15 protein-coding genes and 1 pseudogene are annotated in these 16,684 nt (G+C 55.7%); 3 read left to right on the forward strand and 13 right to left on the reverse strand.

Annotated features, from left to right (window positions below):
- From M0974_RS05600 to yejK, 4 genes and pseudogenes are all read right to left on the reverse strand, one after another.
- Positions 1 to 185, reverse strand: a pseudogene (locus M0974_RS05600) (HvnC); the annotation flags it as partial.
- A 52-nt stretch (positions 186 to 237) separates the two neighbouring features.
- On the reverse strand, positions 238 to 1,518 hold the full coding sequence (locus M0974_RS05605; RefSeq protein WP_297833811.1) for a DUF2599 domain-containing protein: 1,281 nt from the start codon (positions 1,516 to 1,518) through the stop codon (positions 238 to 240).
- A gap of 299 nt (positions 1,519 to 1,817) precedes the next feature.
- The gene (locus M0974_RS05610) at positions 1,818 to 2,168 is read right to left on the reverse strand and encodes a glutaredoxin family protein (RefSeq protein ID WP_297833814.1); all 351 of its coding nucleotides are present in this window, start codon (positions 2,166 to 2,168) and stop codon (positions 1,818 to 1,820) included.
- Positions 2,169 to 2,299: 131 nt separating this feature from the next.
- The gene (gene yejK / locus M0974_RS05615; RefSeq protein ID WP_297833816.1) at positions 2,300 to 3,301 is read right to left on the reverse strand and encodes a nucleoid-associated protein YejK; all 1,002 of its coding nucleotides are present in this window, start codon (positions 3,299 to 3,301) and stop codon (positions 2,300 to 2,302) included.
- A gap of 415 nt (positions 3,302 to 3,716) precedes the next feature.
- On the opposite strand from yejK, the gene M0974_RS05620 reads away from it, so the two are divergent.
- Complete coding sequence (locus M0974_RS05620) at positions 3,717 to 3,998, forward strand: HU family DNA-binding protein (RefSeq protein WP_297833818.1); 282 nt, start codon at positions 3,717 to 3,719, stop codon at positions 3,996 to 3,998.
- Positions 3,999 to 4,230: 232 nt separating this feature from the next.
- On the opposite strand, the gene rlmF is transcribed toward M0974_RS05620, so the two are convergent.
- The 5 genes from rlmF to M0974_RS05645 form a co-directional block, all read right to left on the reverse strand.
- On the reverse strand, positions 4,231 to 5,232 hold the full coding sequence (gene rlmF / locus M0974_RS05625) for a 23S rRNA (adenine(1618)-N(6))-methyltransferase RlmF (protein WP_297833820.1): 1,002 nt from the start codon (positions 5,230 to 5,232) through the stop codon (positions 4,231 to 4,233).
- A 67-nt stretch (positions 5,233 to 5,299) separates the two neighbouring features.
- A complete protein-coding gene (locus tag M0974_RS05630; RefSeq protein ID WP_297833824.1) occupies positions 5,300 to 8,146 on the reverse strand; it encodes a valine--tRNA ligase in 2,847 nt (948 codons plus the stop codon).
- A gap of 162 nt (positions 8,147 to 8,308) precedes the next feature.
- Positions 8,309 to 8,773, reverse strand: a complete 465-nt coding sequence (locus M0974_RS05635; protein ID WP_297833827.1) for a DNA polymerase III subunit chi — start codon at positions 8,771 to 8,773, stop codon at positions 8,309 to 8,311.
- A gap of 7 nt (positions 8,774 to 8,780) precedes the next feature.
- Complete coding sequence (locus tag M0974_RS05640) at positions 8,781 to 9,209, reverse strand: DNA polymerase III subunit chi (protein WP_297833830.1); 429 nt, start codon at positions 9,207 to 9,209, stop codon at positions 8,781 to 8,783.
- Positions 9,210 to 9,265: 56 nt separating this feature from the next.
- Positions 9,266 to 10,753 (reverse strand): leucyl aminopeptidase, encoded by a 1,488-nt coding sequence (locus M0974_RS05645; RefSeq protein WP_297833833.1) that lies wholly within the window; start codon positions 10,751 to 10,753, stop codon positions 9,266 to 9,268.
- Positions 10,754 to 11,086: 333 nt separating this feature from the next.
- On the opposite strand from M0974_RS05645, the gene lptF reads away from it, so the two are divergent.
- Both lptF and lptG read left to right on the forward strand, forming a co-directional pair.
- Entirely contained in the window at positions 11,087 to 12,208 is a 1,122-nt protein-coding gene (lptF, locus tag M0974_RS05650) for an LPS export ABC transporter permease LptF (protein WP_297833847.1), read from the forward strand.
- The gene (gene lptG, locus M0974_RS05655) at positions 12,201 to 13,262 is read left to right on the forward strand and encodes an LPS export ABC transporter permease LptG (protein WP_297833835.1); all 1,062 of its coding nucleotides are present in this window, start codon (positions 12,201 to 12,203) and stop codon (positions 13,260 to 13,262) included. Before lptF ends, lptG begins: the two co-directional genes overlap by 8 nt.
- A 124-nt stretch (positions 13,263 to 13,386) precedes the next feature.
- Here the strand turns inward: lptG and M0974_RS05660 are convergent, their stop codons facing one another.
- From M0974_RS05660 to M0974_RS05675, 4 genes are all read right to left on the reverse strand, one after another.
- Positions 13,387 to 13,875 carry an RDD family protein gene (locus M0974_RS05660; protein ID WP_297833838.1) on the reverse strand — a complete coding sequence of 163 codons (489 nt, stop codon included), beginning with the start codon at positions 13,873 to 13,875 and terminating at the stop codon, positions 13,387 to 13,389.
- A 103-nt stretch (positions 13,876 to 13,978) separates the two neighbouring features.
- On the reverse strand, positions 13,979 to 14,191 hold the full coding sequence (locus M0974_RS05665; protein ID WP_297833849.1) for a cold-shock protein: 213 nt from the start codon (positions 14,189 to 14,191) through the stop codon (positions 13,979 to 13,981).
- A 395-nt stretch (positions 14,192 to 14,586) separates the two neighbouring features.
- Entirely contained in the window at positions 14,587 to 15,711 is a 1,125-nt protein-coding gene (gene gcvT, locus M0974_RS05670) for a glycine cleavage system aminomethyltransferase GcvT (RefSeq protein ID WP_297833841.1), read from the reverse strand.
- Positions 15,712 to 15,781: 70 nt separating this feature from the next.
- The coding region (locus M0974_RS05675) for an L-serine ammonia-lyase (RefSeq protein ID WP_297833844.1) at positions 15,782 to 16,684 on the reverse strand (903 nt) is incomplete at its 5' end.

The raw sequence follows: 16,684 nt of genomic DNA on the forward strand, positions 1-16,684 counted from the left end.
AACATTAAACCTGAACACAGATAGGCAGGGCGGTCTCCGTAACAATTGTTGATGGTTTTGTAATAGTAATACTTCATCAATTCTGCAGTGTCCGTGCCTGCTCCGGCATAAACGGCGGCGCTTCCAGAAGCGCTGAGTGTGAATATCATAGTTGCTGCGAACAGCCGTGATGACCTGTTGTTCATGTTGGTTATATCCCTATAAAATTCATGAGTAAACGAGCGGAAGCATTATGGATTAAGGGTTGCAGTGTGCCTTTGTCGCGACGTCTTGTGATACGTCAGGTCGGAAGGGTTCTAGATTCCATTGTTCTTTATCTCGGTAATTTACGGTCAGACACACGAACTGACGACGCATGCCGCCACCGTTATTTTCAAGCCATTGCGCGTCATGATCGTGAGCGAATGCGAGTTCGGAATAAGCGACGTCAGTTTCTTCCGCTTTAATCAACCGACCGCAATCGGTTGGAACAACACTCAATGTCCACTTCTTGCTCTCGTTGTTCAGCCGCCATGTGGCAGATTTAATATAAGATGAACAGGTGCCTTGGTCCGCGGGCGAATAAGTGAATCGCTGTGCGGGAGCGGCATTAAAATTAAGCCGCAAAATAGGGACCGCATAACCCGCTCGCTTGAGCTGAGCCTGAAAAATTCTCGCCACGGTAACGCTATTTTGTTTGTCTTCGTTAAGCTCTGTGGTGTTGTTTACGTCGTAGAAAAAAGCATCAATGTACGGTATCAGGCGACTGCCATCGTTTGCCCCTGGAGTATTTTTTAGCAGCATTTCAGTCCATATAGTTACGTTTTTAAACGCTGCAGAAGTTCGGATGTCGATCATGGAGTTCCAGTCTCGTGATTTTTCGACGTTCCATGAACATTGATTTTCAGTACGTTGTTTATCTCCGTTATAGCGGTTGAGCCAAAGCTGAGCCTGATTCTGTTTCAGGTCATCGGAGCCGACGCCGATCTCACGGCATGACCCATAGGCGTTTGCGTCGTTATCGTTATCGACGGTTTGTGAGTTCTTGTTCTTGTCTTCGTTAAAGTCGCCCTCGAAGTCGCAACCGTTCCAGCCTCGCGGCTTACCGGCGTTCGGGTAGAGAATGCCTCTCGTCGTATTGGCGTCGGTTGTATAAATACATTCCCAGCCTTGGTCGAGTATGGGTAGGTTGTTATTGGCAGCGTCTTCAGGGCTGCGCACGATCAAGCCCGCTGGGTGATAAAGTTTATTTGTCGGGATATCACTACGGATCCAACTAAAGGAGGTCGAACCCAGTTTTACCGCTGAGGGGCTGTAATCCCAAGGAGGGAATCTTCCGGTGTCGATTGATCGGACGATGACACCGCTGCAATAGTAGTGGCCACGGATTAATCCAGACGCTCTCTCTTTGCATTCATAAACACGCTCATTATAATTTTTATTAATCAGGTCAACCGTTTGGTCTGGCGGCAGTATGAATTCTACCGCGCTACTGTGCGCAGATATAAACAGGAAAGAGAGTAATATTTTATGAGTCATAACGGCCATCCTTGGCGTGGTCGAGTGCAAAGGTCACTGGAGATTTTCAGTGACTGCTTAAACCGTAGAGCTAGAGCACAAGGGCGTCAACATCTGTTGGTGGAGTGGGTAGATTATTTCGAAGCTAAAGTAATGACGAAACAGTGCCTGTACCTGTCAGAAGTGACAGTTGTTTTTTGAATTCCCACGCTTATTATTTTGCAGCGAGCAATTAGGATGCGTTGAAAATGAACAGGGGGTATATAAAATCAGTCGAGTGGCGTCTCAAAGAAGCAAGTTGCAATGCCTTTTAGAGCCAATCACTTCAACGCCGCCAGTATCTCATTCGGGCTAAATCCTCTGATCAACGTGCCGTTCACGTCGATCAGCGGGATGCCACGCCCGCCGAGCGCTTCGTAAGCCTTGCGGCCTTCGGCGGATTTCTCGATATCGAACTCTTTGTACGCAATGCCTTTGCTGTCGAGGAAGCGCCGGGTCTGTTTGCAGTAGCCGCACCAGTCGGTGGCGTACAACACAACCTTGGCTTGCAACTGAGTTTGGCTGGCCAGCGCTGTGTCTGGACTGAAGAAGTGCTCGATCTTGCCCCAGTTCTGGTAAGCAACTACGACCAGCATGATCAATACGAATTTCTTCAGCGTGCGTACGAGCATTGATTAAACCCCTTTTATGGCGAATCCCTGTGGGAGCGAATTTATTCGCGAAGGCTGCAGCACGGTAGAACTGATACACCGCGCCGACCGCTTCCCGAATGAATTCGGTCCTACAGATACTTACTGAACCATCAGCGGCGTTTTAGCTGATCGGTGAGTTGGGTGGGCAGGCCTTTTATGATCAGGGTGCCGGCTTCTTCGTCGTATTCGATCTTATCGCCCAGCAGGTGCGCTTCAAAGCTGATGGAGAGGCCCTCTGCGCGCCCGGTGAAGCGACGGAACTGGTTCAGGGTACGCTTATCCGCCGGTATCTCTGGAGACAGCCCGTAATCCTTGTTGCGGATGTGATCGTAGAACGCGCGTGGGCGCTCTTCGTCGATCAAACCGGAAAGCTCTTCCAGGCCCATGGGTTCGCCCATTTTGTTCTGGCTAGTAGCGTACTCCACCAGGGTTTTTGTTTTCTCGCGGGCGGACTCTTCCGGCAAGTCTTCGCTCTCCACGAAGTCACTGAATGCCTTGAGCAGGGTGCGGGTTTCACCGGGGCCGTCGACGCCTTCCTGACAACCAATGAAGTCGCGGAAGTATTCAGAAACCTTTTTGCCGTTTTTGCCTTTGATGAACGAGATGTACTGCTTGGACTGCTTGTTGTTCTGCCACTCGGAGACGTTGATGCGTGCTGCCAAGTGCAAGGTGCTCAAGTCCAGATGGCGAGAGGGTGTGACGTCCAGTTCGGCGTTTACGGCCACGCCTTCGCTGTGGTGCAGCAGGGCGATGGCGAGGTAGTCGGTCATGCCTTGTTGGTAGTGAGCGAACAGCACGTGGCCACCGACCGACAGGTTCGACTCTTCCATCAGTTTTTGCAGATGCTCGACCGCGATCCGACTGAAAGCGGCGAAGTCTTTGCCGCCGTCCAGGTATTCCTTCAGCCAGCCACTAAAAGGATGCGCGCCGGACTCGGCATGAAAAAACCCCCATGCTTTGCCTTGCTTGGCGTTGTAGCTCTCGTTGAGGTCGGCAAGCATGTTCTCGATGGCCTGAGACTCGGCGAGTTCTGAGTCGCGCGCGTGGAGAACTGCTGGCGTACCGTCGGGTTTTTTCTCGATCAAGTGGACGATGCAATGACGGATCGGCATGGGCTTCTCGGCTGGAAAATCGAAGATGAAGAGCGGCGGGGGAGCCTGCGCTCAATTCAAAGGCGGCAAGTGTAACGCACCTTGCGCGCCACGGATGCGGCCCTCAGGCGCGACTTTTTAACCAGAAATGAGCGCCAACCCTGCATTTTTTACCGTTTAACGCTCTAAAGCTGACCAAATGGGTAGGTAGGTGCGGATATTTGATTGTCTCTGTGCTAGTTTTGCCCGGTCTTGCACGCTTGAAGCGCGCTAAGCACGCAGTTTGTGGGCGTCAGTCGAACCAAACCCCGGTTTCAGCATCTACATTTTTCGCGATTGATCGTGGCTGCTACGTGAGGGCCAGGTTTATTGCCTGGCCACGGGCCGACGCCGCACTCTGCAATCCAAATGAATTAGATAGGGAAGGAACACCACCATGGCACTGACTAAAGACCAATTGATCGCCGACATCGCTGAAGCTATCGACGCGCCAAAAACCACCGCGCGTAATGCTCTTGAGCAATTGGGCCAGATTGTTGCTGATCAGCTGGAAAACGGCGCTGAAATCACTCTGCCAGGCATTGGCAAATTGAAAGTAACTGAGCGTCCAGCTCGCACCGGCCGTAACCCTTCGACTGGCGCAGCCATCGAAATCGCTGCCAAGAAAGTCATCAAATTCGTACCGGCTAAAGGCCTTAGCGATTCGGTGAACAAGTAAGTATTCGATTGCCCTCACGGGCAATTTGATCTTTGCTATAAAAAAGCCGTGCTCCGGATTACTCCGGGCACGGCTTTTTTCTGTCTGGTGTCCCGTCCTGAACGGTTCAAAGATCCCTGTGGGAGCGAACTTGTTCGCGAATGCAGCACCGCAGTACTTCAGACAGGCCGCGTGGCCGGCTTCGCGAACAAGTTCGCTCCTACAGAATCTTTCAGGCTCTCTGTTGCGTTTATCAGGCCTTGGCTGCTGCCCAGCGCTTTTCGCGCCAGATACGCTGTTGGGTGTTGTCGAGGAAGGTCCAGGCCACGAAGCGGCTTTGTTTCTGACCTTGAGACATCTCCACCACGCGACTGTCGAACACACCGGCTTTCTTCAGCGTGCTTTGAATCAACGGCAGGTTCGACGCTTTTGACACCAGGGTGCTGAACCAGAACACCTGTTGCGGCACGTGTTTGCTTTCGTTGATCAATTGCGTCACGAAGCCAATTTCACCGCCTTCGCACCACAGTTCTTGCGACTGCCCGCCAAAGTTCAGTACCGGCAATGTGCGTTTCGGATCAGCCTTGCCCAGCGCGCGCCATTTGCGTTGACTGCCACGTCGCGCTTCGTCTATCGAGGAGTGGAACGGCGGGTTGCACATGCTTAGGTCAAAACGTTCTTCGCCGTGCAGCAGGTCAAGCAGGATCTGCTTGCGGTTGCTTTGCAGGCGCAGGCTGATGACTTTCTGCAGGTTGTTGGATTTGACGATGGCAGTTGCGCCGGAAATTGCCGTTGGGTCGATGTCCGAACCCAGGAACTGCCAGCCGTAGTCACTGTGGCCGATCAAAGGATAGACGCAGTTAGCGCCCATGCCGATGTCCAGCGCACGGATCGACGCGCCACGTGGAATAACCCCTTCGTTGCTCTCCGCCAGCAGGTCAGCCAGGAAGTGCAGGTAATCAGCACGGCCTGGAATCGGTGGGCACAGATAATCAGCCGGGATATCCCAATGTGCTACGCCATAGAACGACTTGAGCAGCGCACGGTTAAACACCCGCACAGCCGAAGGGTTAGCGAAGTCGATGCTTTCATTGCCGTACGGATTGACCACCACGAACTCTGCCAGCTCAGGGCTGCTTTTAATCAGCTTCGGGAAGTCGTAACGGCCCTGGTGACGGTTGCGCGGATGCATCGTGGCTTTTTCACGGGGTTCGGCGGGTGTGCCGGGTGTCTTAGGTTTGCGTGGAGCAGTCATTAGATTCAATTCTGAGATGTAGGCGAGGGGTGTTACCGGCCCGCAAGCAGGCCGGTTTATCGTCGCCTTACAAACTGGCGATGCGTGCGTGTTGTTCCGCCAATTTGCCCAAGGCTTGTTCCGCTTCGGTCAATTTGGCGCGTTCCTTGGCGATCACTTCAGGCGGCGCCTTGTCAACGAAAGCTGCGTTGGACAGCTTGCCGCCCACGCGTTGCACTTCACCTTGCAGGCGCAGGATTTCTTTGTCCAGACGCGCCAGCTCGGCGGCTTTGTCGATCAAGCCGGCCATGGGCACCAGCACTTCCATCTCACCGACCAATGCCGTAGCCGACAGCGGCGCTTCAGCGCCCTCAGCCAGCACGGTAATGGACTCAAGCTTAGCCAGTTTTTTCAGCAGGTAATCGTTTTCGGTCAGGCGACGTTGATCTTCGGCACTGACGTTCTTGAGGAACAATTGCAGCGGCTTGCCTGGGCCGATGTTCATTTCCCCGCGAATGTTACGTGTGCCCAGCATCAGGCCCTTGAGCCATTCGATATCGTCTTCTGCGGCCTGATCAATGCGCGTTTCGTTGGCCACTGGCCAAGGTTGCAGCATGATGGTCTTGCCAGTCACACCTGCCAGCGGCGCAAGGCGCTGCCAGATTTCTTCGGTGATGAACGGCATGAAGGGGTGAGCCAGACGCAATGCCACTTCCAGCACGCGAACCAGCGTACGGCGGGTGCCACGCTGACGCTCTACCGGAGCATTTTCGTCCCACAGTACCGGCTTGGACAGCTCCAGGTACCAGTCGCAATACTGGTTCCAGATGAACTCGTACAGCGCTTGAGCTGCCAGGTCGAAGCGGAACTGATCCAGTTGACGGGTCACTTCGGCTTCGGTGCGCTGTAGCTGGGAGATGATCCAGCGATCTGCCAGTGACAGTTCAACAGCCTCGCCGTTTTGGCCGCAATCTTCGCCTTTGTCCAGAACGTAACGGGCTGCGTTCCAGATCTTGTTGCAGAAGTTGCGATAGCCTTCAACGCGACCCATGTCGAACTTGATGTCGCGGCCGGTGGACGCCAGCGAGCAGAAGGTGAAGCGCAGGGCGTCGGTGCCGTAGCTGGCGATGCCGTCCGCGAACTCGTCACGGGTCTGCTTTTCGATCTTCTTCTGCAATTTAGGCTGCATTAAGCCGGTGGTGCGCTTGGCGACCAGGTCTTCCAGTTCGATACCGTCGATGATGTCCAGCGGGTCAAGGACGTTGCCCTTGGACTTGGACATCTTCTGACCGAGGCCATCGCGCACCAAGCCGTGTACGTACACGGTCTTGAACGGAACTTGCGGCGTGCCGTCTTCGTTCTTCACCAAATGCATGGTGAGCATGATCATCCGGGCGACCCAGAAGAAAATGATGTCGAAGCCGGTGACCAGCACATCGGTGGAGTGAAAGGTTTTCAGCGCTTCGGTTTTTTCTGGCCAGCCGAGTGTGGAGAAGGTCCACAACCCTGAGCTGAACCACGTGTCGAGAACGTCGTTGTCTTGTTGCAGTGCAACCTCTGGCCCGAGGTTGTTCTTGGCGCGAACTTCAGCTTCATCGCGGCCGACATACACTTTGCCCGACTCGTCGTACCAGGCCGGGATTCGGTGGCCCCACCAGAGTTGACGGCTGATGCACCAGTCCTGGATGTCACGCATCCACGAGAAGTACATGTTTTCATACTGTTTAGGTACGAAGGCAATACGGCCATCTTCCACGGCGGCAATAGCGGGTTCAGCCAATGGCTTGGTGGAGACGTACCACTGGTCGGTCAGCCACGGCTCGATGATGGTCCCCGAGCGATCGCCCTTGGGTACTTTCAGCGCATGGTCATCGACGCTGACCAGCAGGCCAGCGGCATCGAAGGCAGCAACGATTTGCTTGCGCGCTTCGAAACGGTCTAGCCCAGCATAAGTAGCCGGCAGGGTACCGTCGATCAGCTCATTCAGCGTGCCGTCGATGTTGAACACCTGAGCGGCAGGCAACACGGCAGCGTTTTTGTCGAAGATATTCAGCAGTGGCAGGTTGTGGCGCTTGCCAACTTCGTAGTCGTTGAAATCGTGGGCCGGGGTGATTTTCACGCAGCCGGTGCCGAATTCAGGGTCGCAGTAATCATCAGCGATGATTGGGATGCGGCGGCCAACCAGCGGCAACTCTACGAACGTGCCGATCAGGGCTTTGTAGCGTTCGTCTTGCGGGTTAACGGCAACGGCGGCGTCGCCGAGCATGGTTTCCGGACGTGTGGTCGCGACGACCAGGTAATCCAGGCCATCAGCGGTTTTCGCGCCATCGGCCAGTGGATAACGCAGGTTCCAGAGGAAACCTTTCTCGTCGTGGTTTTCCACTTCCAGGTCAGAAATAGCGGTGTGGAGCTTGGTGTCCCAGTTGACCAAGCGCTTGCCGCGATAGATCAGACCGTCTTCGTGCAGGCGTACAAATGCCTCTTTCACCGATTCGGACAGGCCGTCGTCCATGGTGAAGCGCTCACGGCTCCAATCCACTGACGAACCTAAACGACGGATTTGCCGGCTGATGTTGCCGCCGGACTGGTCTTTCCATTCCCAGATTTTTTCGAGGAATTTGTCACGGCCCAGATCATGGCGGCTAAGGCCCTGAGCTTCGATCTGACGCTCTACCAGCATTTGCGTGGCGATACCGGCGTGGTCGGTGCCCGGTTGCCACAGGGTGTTGCGACCCTGCATGCGGCGGAAACGGATCAAGGCGTCCATGATCGCGTTATTGAAGCCGTGACCCATGTGCAAGCTGCCGGTGACGTTCGGCGGCGGAATCATGATGGTGTACGGGTCACCGGCGCCTTGCGGAGCGAAATAATTCTCGGACTCCCAGGTTTGATACCAGGAAGTTTCAATGGCGTGCGGCTGGTAGGTCTTTTCCATGCGCGGCGGGACCCTATTGGCATTAATTCAGGAAAGCCGGCAAGTATAGCGGGGGGGGCAGTTTCAAGCCACAAGCTGAGGCCCTTGTAGGAGCTGCCGAAGGCTGCGATCGTCGGTAAATCCTATCGCAGCCTTCGGCAGCTCCTACAGTTTATGCAGTGTTCAGGACTGATATTGACTCAACAGCCGTTCCATCCGCGCATCTAGCCGGCGTTTGATTTCGGTTTCGATGTGGGGGGCGAAGTCGTCGATGACGTCTTGCATGATCAATTGCGCAGCAGCGCGCAGTTCGTTGTCCAAATGCAGCAGCAGGTCCGGGTTGGGCGCTGCGGGTTCTGCTGCCGGTTCGGGCGTTAAGGTCGGGATGTCGGCCTCGTCTTCTTCGATGCTTTTCGCTTGAACCGCTACCGGTTCTTCGTCGAGAAACGGTATCTCGACTGACTCGCCTTTTGCCGCAGCCGCTGCTTGCGCGCCAACGACGTCGAACAACAACGGGATTTGCACGTCGCCAGTGACGCTGTCGGTCAACAATGGCGGTTGCAGTGAGTCGTCACCGAGCAACTGCCGGATGGACTCAAGGTCATCCAGCAAATGCGCGGAGTTTTTCAGGGGGTTTGAAGTATCCATGGTGTACTCAGAGACGCTGTAACCGGTGATCTTGCAGAGGATAGCCCTGTTCACGATAGAAACGAAAACTCTCTCGTGCGGCCAGACGAATTGTAGGGTCTTCTACCACCACTTCCGCCACGCGGGCGAAACGCTTGAAAAATTCGGGGATGCGCAGGTCCAGGTTGACCAGCAAATCTTGATGCAGCCCTGGGTCATCACCCAGTCCTAATACGATCGGCGCGTCTTGATCATCTTCGGCGTTGCCGTGCGGCACGAAGCTTTCGCCTTTAAAGCGCCACAGCCGTGCATCAAGGTCGTCGCGTTGAGCCGCGTCACTGCAATGCAAGTACACCCGATGACCCAGGCGCCAGGCTTTTTCGCTGAGTTTGCAGGCGAAATCCAGACGCGCCAGAGGGTCGGCACTGGGCAGAATGTAAAAATCAACTTGGGTCATGTCAGCTCCAGAGCGCAGGACGCATCAGCCAAGTGGCCGATACGTCCTGAAGCGTTTTACACGCCAGCGCGGTCCAGAAGGTACTGAGTCAGCAATGGAACCGGACGGCCAGTGGCGCCCTTGTCCTTGCCGCTCAGCCATGCAGTGCCGGCGATGTCCAAGTGCGCCCAGTTATAGGCCTTGGCGAAGCGTGACAGGAAGCAACCGGCTGTGATGGTGCCGCCTTTGGGACCGCCGATGTTGGCAATGTCAGCAAATGGGCTGTCAAGCTGCTCCTGGTATTCATCGAACAACGGCAATTGCCAGGCCCGGTCGTCGGCTTGTTTGCCGGCGTCCAGCAGTTGGCCGATCAGTTCGTCGTTGTTGCCCATCAGCCCGGAAGTGTGGCCGCCCAAGGCAACCACACAGGCGCCGGTCAGGGTGGCGATATCGATCACAGCTTGCGGCTTGAAGCGTTCAGCGTAAGTCAGGGTGTCGCACAACACCAAACGGCCTTCGGCGTCAGTGTTGAGGATTTCGACTGTCTGGCCGCTCATGGTGCTGACAATGTCGCCTGGGCGAGTAGCGCTGCCGCTCGGCATGTTTTCGGCGCAGGCCAGTAGGCACACAAGGTTGATCGGCAGTTGCAGCTCAAGCACTGCACGCAAGGTACCGAACACGCTGGCAGCGCCGCACATGTCGAATTTCATTTCGTCCATGCCAGCAGCTGGCTTGATGCTGATGCCGCCGGTGTCGAACGTGATGCCCTTGCCGACCAGCACAAAAGGTTTGTCCGCTTTCTTGCCGCCTTGGTAATTCATCACGATCAGACGTGGCGGCTGCTCGCTGCCGATGGACACGGCGAGGAACGCACCCATGCCCAATTCCTTGAGCTTCTTCTCGTCGTGAATCTCGACCTTGAGGTTTTTATGCTCTTTGCCCAGGCTCTTGGCTTCTTCAGCCAGGTAGCTTGGGTGGCAAATGTTCGGCGGCAGGTTGCCCAGATCACGGGTGAAAGCCATGCCGGTTGCTATATCCGCAGCGTGAGTCGCAGCGCGCTCGGTGTCAGCTTGGGTGGTCGTGCTGGTCAGCAAGGTGATTTTTTTCAGCGCGCGGGGTTCTGCTTTTTGGCTTTTGAACCGATCAAATACGTATTCGCCGTCTGCCAGGGTTTCTACCAGCAGGCGCGCTTTGCCATAAGCGTCGCGATTTTTGACGACCAGGCCGTCGAAGGCCAGCACTGCATCGCTGCCGCCAAGGCCTTTCAATACAGACAACACGCCAGCGACGACTTTACGGAACTGGCGGTCAGACAATTCGTTGTCTTTGCCTACGCCAACCAACAGCACGCGCTCGGCTTTAAGGTGCGGCAGGTTGTGCAGCAACAGGCTTTGACCAACTTTGCCCGCCAGGTCGCCACGTTTCAAAACAGCGGCGATAGCGCCACCGCTCAGGGTGTCGAGGCTTTTTGCCGCGTCGCTAAGCACACGACCTTCGGCAACGGCGACCACCAAGGTGGCGGTTTTCAAGGTTTCTGGGCTAGCACTTTTAACAACAAATTCCATGTCGGGGTCCCCGATAAACTGTGGGTTTTCGCAAAATGAAAGGAGCGCGCAGTCACAGAACGTTGTTTCGTCCTGCGCGACTTACGGCAAGGCCCGCAGTTTGACCCTGACTTGCGGACCCTGACAACCCTTCGCGTGCTACGTTTTTACCCCGCGCGGCGTTGCTGCGCCTAGGTCTGAAGCTTCTATGTAGAGCACGCAGTGACAGACACCCCCAATCACAGGATAATGCCGCATATTTTTTTGGTGGTTCGTCTCTTCGAGCCGTTAGTCATCGTGGCTGATACGTTTTTTGTTTGGCCGTCTGCGCCTGACAATCCTGGAGTGTCTGGTTTGATCGTCTTTCGTTATCTGTCCCGAGAAGTGCTGGTTACCATGAGCGCGGTCAGCGCTGTGTTGCTGGTAATCATCATGAGCGGACGTTTTATCAAATACCTGGCTCAAGCCGCATCGGGTGTGCTCGATCCCGGCGTCCTGTTCATGATCATGGGCTTCCGTCTGCCAGGCTTCATGCAATTGATTCTGCCACTGGGCCTGTTTCTCGGCATTCTCTTGGCGTACGGCCGGCTTTATCTTGAAAGCGAAATGACCGTGCTGGCCGCCACCGGCATGAGTCAGCAACGTTTGTTGTGGATAACCCTTGCTCCTGCAACTGTCGTGGCGCTGGTGGTCACATGGCTGAGTTTGGGGTTGGCACCGCAGGGCGCGGCGCAGGTGGCGATGATCGTCAATCAACAAGACGCGATGACCGAATTCGATACCTTGGAACCGGGGCGCTTTCAGGCCTTGCGTGATGGCTCGCGGATCACCTACACCGAAACCATGTCTGAAGACCGCGCTAATTTGGGCGGTGTGTTCATTTCCGAGAAGCGAGTGTCGCGAGACGGTAAAAAGGATCAGGGAATTTCCGTGCTGGTCGCGGAGAAGGGTCGCCAAGAGGTCAAACCCGACGGCACGCGTTACCTGATTCTCGAAAACGGTTACCGCTACGACGGTAATCCTGGCGAGGCTAATTATCGCGCCATCAAATACGACACTTATGGTGCGGTGCTGCCTAAACCGGAGATCGCCCAAGAAGTGACTGATCGCGAAGCCATTCCCACCCGCGAGCTGTTCGGCAACGACACGTTGCGCGACAGGGCGGAATTGCAGTGGCGCCTGTCCCTGCCATTGTTGGTCTTCATCGTAACCTTGATCGCTGTGCCCCTGTCCAAAGCCAACCCGCGACAAGGGCGTTTTCTCAAGCTGCTTCCGGCGATTCTTCTGTATATGGCTTATCTCACCATCCTGATTGCTGCCCGCGGGGCGCTGGAGCGCGGCAAGATACCCATTGCCCTTGGCCTGTGGTGGGTGCACGCGCTGTTCCTGGCGATCGGCGTGCTGTTGCTGTACTGGGAACGCCTGCGGTTAAACGCGGCCAGTCGCCGCGACGCGAAGGAGGTGGCCCGTGGTTAAACTCGACCGTTATATCGGCAAAAGCGTTCTGGTCGCGATTTTGGGTGTGTTGGGCGTCATTCTGGGATTAGCGTCGCTGTTTGCGTTCATTGATGAGATGGGCGACATCAGCGAGACCTACACCTTGCTGAACGCTGGTTCCTTTGTACTGCTGACGGCGCCTCGACGCGTCTACGAGATGTTGCCGATGGCGGCATTGATCGGCTGTCTGGTGGGGCTGGGCAGCCTGGCCAGCAGCAGCGAGTTGACCATCATGCGTGCGGCGGGCGTGTCCATCGGTCGCATCGTTTGGGCGGTCATGAAGCCAATGTTGTTGCTGATGATTGCTGGCGTATTGGTCGGCGAGTACGTCGCCCCGGTCAGTGAAGACATGGCTCAGTCCAATCGCTCCCTGGCTCAAGGTGGCGGCGACGCGCAAAGCAGCAAGTACGGCGTGTGGCACCGCGAGGGTGAAGAGTTCATCCACATCAACGCTGTGCAACCCAACGGTGTTCTGTACGGTGTAACGCGTTACCGGTTCGATGATCAGCGCCACATGCAAATCGCGAGCTTTTCCAAACACGCGAAGTTTGACAAGGATCATTGGCAACTGCAGGACGTCACCACCACGCTGTTCCACGGTGACAGTACTGAAATCGTCACTACTCCCGAAGAGAAATGGGATGTGACGTTAAGCCCGCAGCTATTGAGTACGCTGGTCTTGCCGCCGGACTCGCTGTCGATCTCAGGGCTGTGGAGTTACTCGCACTATTTGGCTGAGCAAGGCTTGAACAATGGTCGTTATTGGCTGGCGTTCTGGACCAAGGTTCTGCAACCGCTGGTGACAATGGCGCTGGTGTTGATGGCCATCTCGTTCATCTTCGGCCCCTTGCGTTCGGTGACCTTGGGGCAACGGGTATTTACTGGCGTGTTGGTCGGCTTCACCTTCCGTATCGCCCAAGACCTGCTAGGGCCGTCGAGCCTCGTGTTCGGCTTCTCACCGCTGTTTGCTGTGCTGGTGCCGTCGGGTGTTTGCGCAATTGCCGGGCTCTGGTTGCTGCGCCGGGCGGGGTAAAGCAGCTCCTGATGTTTCTGTGGGACCGAATTCATTCGGGAGGGCCATAATGCGGTTTATCTGACAAACCGCATGGGCCGCTTCCCGAATGAATTCCCACAGGGTCACCGCAACCTTTTCAGCTTCAGCCCTTCTGCTTTGGCACCCGCACCAACTGGCTGTTGGAATACATGTCGTGCCAGCTGCGGTTTTGCTTGTCGAACAGCATCCAGATAAACCCCAGCCCTACGCATAGCCACGAGCCAATAGAAACCACGAAGCGCAGCAGTGCTTGCCACAGGCTGATGCCGCTGCCGTCGGCGTTTTGTACGCGAATGCCCCACACCTGCATGCCGAGGGTCTGGCCCGAATGGGTCCAAAACTTGGCAAAGAAGCCAAACAGCACAAACAACAGAATCGTTGACAGCAGCGGGTCGCCGTCCAATGTGCCGGATTCCGACAAGGCTCTCAGTTTGGCCTCGCCGACAAATGCCATCAGCACCAGCTTGTAGATCAGGGTGGTGACCATCAGCAGGGCAATGCAAAGCAGGGCGTCATAAAACATGGCTGCCAGACGACGACCAAACCCTGCAATGGGAAAGTCACCTTGGGGGCGAAGCTGGTGGGTCGACATGGCTGGGGCTCAATTGGAAAAAAGAAAGCATTTTACGGAATCCCGAACATAAAAAAGCCCCTGACGGTCAACATCAGGGGCTTTAGTTGTTCCAAAGGGTTTATTACGCCTCAGGAATAACCTCATCCGCTTGCAGACCTTTCTGGCCCTGCACCGAAATGAAAGTGACTTTCTGGCCTTCTTTCAGGCTCTTGAAGCCGTTGCCCTGAATAGCGCGGAAATGGACGAACAGATCCGGCCCGCTTTCTGGAGTGATAAAACCAAAACCCTTTTCGTCGTTAAACCACTTGACGGTACCGTTCTGACGATCAGCCATTTTCTTTATTCCCTTGAAACTTGAATGAATGACAGTCCCTTTCAGTTGAAAGAGAGCTGGGGCTGGTTGCAGGAAGTAAGAATCGTCGAGCGGGATGTAGCAAAGCTTGGCTCTACTGTCCAGGTCACGGTTCAAGCGACCCATGCAATCACAGCTAAGAAACTTTACGCCTACCGAGTCGAAAAAAACAAGCCCTGTTCAGGCCCTGTTTCCGGGGTTCCGCGAGCTGTTTTAAAATTTTTACCGATAACCGTTAATCGATAGATTTCGGTATAAATATCCAGTTATAAGCGCAGCGAACTGTGGACTTACCACGCATTTTTTCGAGAAGAAAATTGCGATTACATGACAGCTCGGCGCACTGTTTGGGTCAATGCGCTTGGCTGTCGTGGTTATTAACCGCGGTAGTAGCGCTGAGCAACGAAGGGCATCTTGCTGACTTTCATCGGCACTTTTTTACCGCGGACGATGGCGGATACTTCGCTGTCCAGCGCGACATGGGCACTGTCGAGGTAAGCCATGACCAAAGGTGCGCCAAGGGTTGGACCGAAGCCGCCACTGGTGACTACGCCGACCACTTTGTCATTGGCATCGACGATCTCTGCGCCTTCACGGACGGGTGTACGCTCCTGCGGCAACAGGCCGACACGTTTGCGCGCTACACCAGTCTGCTGCTGGGCGAAAATCTGTTCAGCGCCAGGAAAGCCACCTGCGCGCGCGCCATCTGCACGACGGACCTTGGAAATGGCCCACAATAAGCTCGCTTCGATCGGTGTGGTGTTGGTGTTCATGTCGTGGCCGTACAGGCACAAGCCTGCTTCCAGGCGCAGGGAGTCGCGTGCGCCAAGGCCAATCGGTGCTACTTCAGGCTCGGCCAGCAGGCGACGGGCCAAGGCTTCAGCGTGCTCTGCCGGCACTGAGATTTCATAACCATCTTCGCCGGTATAGCCAGAGCGGCTGACGTAACACTCTGCACCCAGCAGCGTCACCGGGGCAAATTGCATGAAGGTCATTTTCGCCACTTCCGGTGCTAGACGTGCAAGCACAGTCACCGCTTGCGGGCCTTGCAGGGCGAGCAGGGCGCGTTCTTCGAACAGCGGCTCGATGCTGCACTGACCGGCCAGATGCTTCTGAATGTGGGCCAGGTCGTCGTCTTTGCACGCAGCGTTGACTACCAGAATCAATTGGTCGTTACCGATGTTGGCGACCATCAAGTCGTCGAGGGTGCCGCCGTTTTCGTTGGTAAACATCGCATAGCGCTGCATGCCCACTGGCAGGTCAATGATGTCCACCGGCACCAGCGTTTCCAGTGCTTTGGCTGCATTGGCGCCGGTCAGGCGAATTTGACCCATGTGCGACACATCGAACAACCCGGCCTGGGCGCGAGTGTGCAGGTGTTCTTTGAGCACCCCGGCAGGGTATTGCACAGGCATGTCATAACCGGCGAAAGGCACCATCTTGGCGCCGAGTTCGCGGTGCAGGGCGTGAAGCGGTGTGGTTAACAACTGTTCGGTAGACATTGATGGCTCCTGAGATTTTTCCGGACTGGTCTTCACAACGACAAATCCAGTGGATGGCATGAGGCTGATGTCAGCACTCGATAATGTTCACGGCCAGCCCGCCTCGGGCTGTTTCCTTGTATTTGCTTTTCATGTCGGCGCCAGTTTGGCGCATGGTGCGAATCACTTTGTCGAGTGACACAAAGTGCTGGCCGTCGCCGCGCAACGCCATACGCACAGCATTGATGGCCTTGACCGAACCCATGGCATTGCGCTCAATGCACGGCACTTGCACCAGTCCGCCAATCGGGTCGCACGTCAGGCCGAGGTTATGTTCCATGCCGATTTCTGCGGCGTTTTCAACCTGCTGGACGTTGCCGCCCAGCACTTCACACAACGCCCCGGCAGCCATGGAGCACGCCACTCCGACTTCACCCTGACAGCCGACTTCGGCGCCAGAGATCGAGGCGTTCTCTTTATAAAGAATGCCGATGGCCGCCGCGGTGAGCAGAAAACGCACGACGCCGTCTTCGTTCGCCCCGGTGATAAAGCGCATGTAGTAATGCAGCACCGCAGGGATAATCCCCGCCGCGCCGTTGGTAGGAGCGGTCACCACGCGGCCGCCATTGGCATTTTCTTCGTTGACCGCCAGTGCATACAAATTGACCCAGTCCAGCACCGATAGCGCATCGCGCAAGGCCGCTTCAGGGTTCTGGCACAGTTGGCGGTGCAGGGCGGCAGCGCGGCGTTTGACCTTCAAACCGCCCGGCAAAATGCCTTCGTTACGGCAGCCAGCGGTCACGCAGTCCTGCATTACTTGCCAAATCTTCAACAGGCCGCTGCGGGTTTCCGCTTCCGGGCGCCACGCCGATTCGTTAAGCAACATCACCTCACTGATGGACAGGCCATGGGTGGTGCAATGGTTGAGCAACGCTTTGGCGCTTTTGAAGGGAAAAGTCAGTGGCGTGCTGTCTTCGACGATGCGGTCAGCACC

Source organism: Pseudomonas sp. (genome assembly GCF_026224925.1).
GTDB lineage: Bacteria > Pseudomonadota > Gammaproteobacteria > Pseudomonadales > Pseudomonadaceae > Aquipseudomonas.